Origin of the sequence: uncultured Dialister sp., assembly GCF_937959425.1 — a bacterium.
GTDB lineage: Bacteria > Bacillota > Negativicutes > Veillonellales > Dialisteraceae > Dialister.
In genome coordinates this window covers 1-2,962 of sequence record NZ_CALGPS010000091.1, presented here as the reverse complement: position 1 = coordinate 2,962, position 2,962 = coordinate 1, and the positions used below count along the sequence as shown (strand labels likewise).

Genomic DNA, 2,962 nt, shown 5'->3' with positions numbered 1-2,962 from the left:
GGCGCGGTTCCTTTTTCCCCATAAACTTGCCCACCCCCGCACTCGGGGGTGGGGGACCACGTCAGTGGTGGAAGGGGGCCGCCGCAGGCGGCCGGGGCTGTGAAAAATGTAAATCATTTTTTTCACAGCCCCCTGACTGCTCGGCTCATGTCATAGTGCGGCAGCCCTTCCTTAAGCAGAAGTCCTGCCGCATTTTTATGCCAATCATATTAATTCCGTTTCATCATGTCCGCATAGGCTGGTCTTCCGCCCATGGATTCGGCGCTTTTTACAGCGTCAAGAATGGCCAGGCGGATGGCTTCTTCCGCCAGATAGCCCACCGTATCCACCGGTGCTTCCACCTCGCCGGAGGCCATGGTAAAGACTGTGTCTCCGTCCATGGTGGTATGGACAGGCCGGATGGCCCGGGCATAGCCGTCATGGGCCATGCCCGAAACCGCTTTGCATTCGGCCTTGGTGAGTTTCGCATTGGTAATGACACAGCCGATGGATGTATTGGTACCCGTCTGCCTTTTAAAGCCCTGCATCATCAGTTCATGGGATGAAATGAAATGGGAGTCATCATCTGCGAGAGCTCCTGCCAGGATTTCATCCTTGTCATAGATTTCTCCACAGGCATTCACTGCCATGTATGCCCCCACGAAGAGGCCACCGGGGAGGCTGAATTCAGCATAGCCGGCGCCGCTTTTCATGGCGTGGTCAAAGCCCCGGAGCTTTCCTACAGAAGCGCCGGTACCGGCGCCATAGCAGCCAACAGGGAAAGTGTCTGAAGCCCTGGAAGCCGCTTCATAGCCCATTTCAAGGTCCGGATGAACCTTAGAATCTCCTATGGAAAGGTCAAAGAGCACGGCGCCGCATACGATGGGAACGGTCACGTCTCCCACAGGAAATCCGATCCCCTTTTTCGCCAGGAAGTTCATAACGCCGCAGTCTGATTCCAGTCCGAAGGCAGATCCTCCTGAGAGAACTACCGCGTGGATTTTCTGCACCGTCTTTTCAGGGCTCAGAAGGTCCGTTTCCCTGGTGCCGGGAGCGCAGCCTCTCACATCCACACCTGCTGCTGCGCCGCCTTCCGGCGCCAGAATAACAGTCACTCCTGTAAGTCCTTTTCTATCCTCCGCCGTACCGATGGCAAAACCCGGTACATGAAGTGTTCTCATTTCCATTAAGCTTCCCCTTTTCTTGCCACAGCAAGGCAGAGTTTCAAATCCTCCGGCACCGGTGCCTCAAAATGCATGGCTTTTCCGGTGACGGGATGCTTCAGATCTAATGTCCAGGAATGAAGGGCCTGCCCTTCGATGGGGAAGTGGTCCTTCTTCCATCCATAGAGGGGGTCATTCACCACCGGATGCCCGATGTAGGCCATGTGCACGCGGATCTGGTGGGTACGCCCTGTTTCCAGCTTTAGTTCCAAAAAAGAATAGCCCGGCATGAATTCTTCCACCCGGTAATGGGTGACCGCCGGCTTTCCGGTCTTAGGCGCAACATCCCATTTCATGCGGTCCTTCACGCTCCGCCCCAGAGGAAGGCGGATGACGCCGGTATTTCCCTCCATCTGCCCGTGCACCAGGGCCAGATAATGGCGCTGGGCCTCATGGGCCTTGATTTCCGCCTTCAGCACAGGAAAAGCACGGGCAGACTTGGCTGCCACCATGACGCCGGATGTGTCCTTGTCCAGCCGGTGCACAATGCCGGGCCGGATGGGATCCTCACAGGCGGACAGAAGGGACGGGCCGCAGTGGTAAAGAAGAGCATTGGCCAGCGTACCGTCAGGATTTCCAAAGCCCGGATGTACCACCATGCCCCGGGCCTTATTGATAACGATAATATCCTCATCTTCATAAAGAATGTCCAGCGGCAGATCCTGTGGAACAAGGGAAAGTTCCTCCTTTTCTTCCCAGGAAAAGGAAATCTCATCCCCTGCCTTCACATGGTAATTAGGCCTGAGCATTTTGCCGGACAGGAGCGTCGCTTTCCCCTCCTTCATCCACTTCTGGACCTCGGACCTGGTCAGTCCGGAAGCATCCTGCAGGATCTTATCCAGCCGCGCTCCTTCTTCTGTTTCTGAAATATGGCAGGTAATCTGGTTCATGAGCTGTGTCTCCAAAAATAAAAGGCAATAAGTCCTACCCCTGCACAGATGAAAATATCTGCAATGTTAAAGATAGGCCAGATGCGGAAATCAAAGAAATCCACCACCGCTCCCAGCCGGGCACGGTCCAGTCCATTCCCCAGGGCGCCGCCCAGCAGCATGCCTACAGAAGCGGGGAAATACAGGGGCTTCTCAGGAATCCTTTTCCGCATGACGAAAAATGCAATAAAAAGTGCCACCACAATGGCAAGGAAAAACCAGTCCTGGTGCGGCAGGATACCAAAAGCGGCACCGGGATTCAGAATATAGGTCAGATGAAATACATTCCGGATAACGGGAATGGTCTCTCCCAGTTCCATATGGTTCACGACAAACCACTTCACCAGCTGGTCAAAAATGGTAACAAAAAGGGCAGTGAGTAAAGTAATCATAAAATCCTCCTGATGTGTATTATACCATAGGGCGCCGCTTTGCGGAGAAGGTTCAGAAGGGAAAGGTTGACGCCCACTGCCGCAGGCGATGGTTCTTAAGGTTCTTAGGTTTGACAGCGGCTTTGTCGCTGAGGGTTGTGGTATCGTCCTACGGACGATGAAGTATGAAGTCAGCGTTACGGGATTAGCTTTTGTGTCTCCACTGCTGCATGGCGGAGTGCAAAAGAGGCTGTGAAGAAATAATTGAGCATTTTTTCACAGCTCCGACTGCCTGCGGCGGCCCCCTTCCACCACTGACGTGGTCCCCCCACCCCCGAGTGCGGGGGTGGGCAAGTTTATGGGGAAAAAGGAACCGCGCCACTACATACCTTGCCCACCCCTGCCCAGCAATGCTATTGCGTTAAGGCATCGACCGAAAAAAAGTTGTCATTTTGAATGA

Annotated in this window: 3 protein-coding genes; all 3 read right to left on the bottom strand. The window is 54.2% G+C overall.

Annotated features, from left to right (window positions below):
- Positions 1-209: 209 nt before the first annotated feature.
- From Q0482_RS03570 to lspA, 3 genes are read right to left on the bottom strand one after another with little or no spacing between them, the layout of a single operon-like run.
- Positions 210-1,166: a P1 family peptidase gene (locus tag Q0482_RS03570; RefSeq protein ID WP_299143471.1), complete on the bottom strand. Its 957-nt coding sequence runs from the start codon at positions 1,164-1,166 to the stop codon at positions 210-212.
- Positions 1,166-2,092 carry an RluA family pseudouridine synthase gene (locus tag Q0482_RS03565; RefSeq protein WP_299143470.1) on the bottom strand — a complete coding sequence of 309 codons (927 nt, stop codon included), beginning with the start codon at positions 2,090-2,092 and terminating at the stop codon, positions 1,166-1,168. The genes Q0482_RS03570 and Q0482_RS03565 overlap by 1 nt, the downstream gene beginning before the upstream one ends.
- Positions 2,089-2,523 carry a signal peptidase II gene (gene lspA / locus Q0482_RS03560; RefSeq protein ID WP_299143468.1) on the bottom strand — a complete coding sequence of 145 codons (435 nt, stop codon included), beginning with the start codon at positions 2,521-2,523 and terminating at the stop codon, positions 2,089-2,091. The genes Q0482_RS03565 and lspA overlap by 4 nt, the downstream gene beginning before the upstream one ends.
- Between the last annotated feature and the right edge of the window lie 439 nt (positions 2,524-2,962).

Excerpts from the sequence above, each read along its gene's own strand:
- lspA (WP_299143468.1), bottom strand. The coding sequence starts at position 2,523 with ATGATTACTTTACTCACTGCCCTTTTTGTTACCATTTTTGACCAGCTG.
- Q0482_RS03565 (WP_299143470.1), bottom strand. The coding sequence starts at position 2,092 with ATGAACCAGATTACCTGCCATATTTCAGAAACAGAAGAAGGAGCGCGG.
- Q0482_RS03570 (WP_299143471.1), bottom strand. The coding sequence starts at position 1,166 with ATGGAAATGAGAACACTTCATGTACCGGGTTTTGCCATCGGTACGGCG.